Below are 850 nucleotides of genomic sequence, written 5' to 3'. Positions count from 1 at the left end.
TGGATCGGCGTCCTGCAGGGGATGCTGGTTTGTGTGAGCCTTCCCGGCCGGTGACCACTCCGAGACCCYGAAACGGTGTCGGATTTCTACACGAAGACCGTGGCCCGGCCGGGTAAGGATCACCCGCTAGAACGCTTCTGGGATGTCGTGCCCCCTGAACCATGTGGGGTGAGCACTGATCCATTAGGCCGCGTCAAGGGTGATCACCCCAAGGTTCACACCGACGATCGATCGAGACGACCGAAGACGAGGTGAACGACCGACATGATCTGTGTGGGCAACGACTGGGCGTCGGATCATCACGACGTGTGCGTGATGGATGAACACGGCACCACCCTGGCCACCCGCCGACTACCCGAGAACGCGGCCGGCGTGACGGCGATGCATGACCTGCTCGCCCGGTTCGCCCACGACCCCTCTGAGGTGGTGGTGGGGATCGAAACCGATCACGGCATGTGGGTCGCCGCCCTGGTCGCCGCGGGCTATCAGGTGTATGCGATCAACCCGTTGTCGGTGTCGCGGTACCGCGACYGCCACCATGTCGGGGGCACCAAATCCGATAAGGCTGACGCGAAAACGCTGGCTGATCTGGTGCGGACCGACCGGCACAATCATCGATTGGTCGCCGCCGACACCGTCGAGGTCAAGGCGATCACGGTGATGGCCCGTACGCATCAGAATCTGGTGTGGGCGCGCTCAGCACAACAGAACGTGTTGCGCGCTCAACTGGGCGCCTACTATCCGGCCGCGGTCGATGCCTTCGGCGGCGACCTCGCCCACAAAGACTGYCTGGCGGTGTTGCGTCGCGCTCCCACCCCACGACAGGGAGCGGCACTGACGCGGCACTGAC

The 850-nt window shown here is 64.1% G+C and carries 1 pseudogene; it reads left to right on the top strand.

The window, feature by feature from the left end:
- Positions 1-264 precede the first annotated feature (264 nt).
- Positions 265-840 (top strand): annotated as a pseudogene (locus tag A9310_RS24170) (IS110 family transposase); the annotation flags it as partial.
- Positions 841-850: the final 10 nt, after the last annotated feature.

The sequence above is a fragment of the Gordonia sp. UCD-TK1 genome (assembly GCF_001691435.1).
GTDB lineage: Bacteria > Actinomycetota > Actinomycetes > Mycobacteriales > Mycobacteriaceae > Gordonia > Gordonia hongkongensis.
Note: the sequence above shows the minus strand (reverse complement) of the source record. Positions and strands in the feature narration are given on the sequence as shown.